1 protein-coding gene is annotated in these 313 nt (G+C 54.6%); it reads right to left on the bottom strand.

All coding sequences use genetic code 11. The features are described from left to right. Positions 1–16: 16 nt before the first annotated feature. The coding region (locus tag EZM41_RS11155; protein WP_198471149.1) for a tripartite tricarboxylate transporter permease at positions 17–313 on the bottom strand (297 nt) is incomplete at its 5' end.

Raw genomic sequence — 313 nt, forward strand, 5'->3', positions numbered from 1 at the left:
GGCGATAGCGGAATCTTTAAGAGAAAAGGGCGCCAAGCCTTTCGTCGTCCCGGCTATGGGAAGCCATGGCGGAGCTACGGCTGAAGGGCAGAAGGAGGTTCTTGCCGAATACGGCATATACAAGATCCGCGCTATATCTGAACAGCAACGGACCGGGGTTAATGCCGTGGATCATAAAACCTCCCAACAGAATCTCCGTAACCGCATCCCCGGGGATCCCCAGAGCTACGAGTGGTATAAATGCTCCTCCAATGGAGGCATTATTGGCCGCTTCGCTCGCTATCAGGCCGTCTGGTATGCCGGTGCCAAATTT

The organism is Acetomicrobium sp. S15 = DSM 107314 (assembly GCF_016125955.1).
Classification (GTDB): Bacteria; Synergistota; Synergistia; order Synergistales; family Thermosynergistaceae; genus Thermosynergistes; species Thermosynergistes pyruvativorans.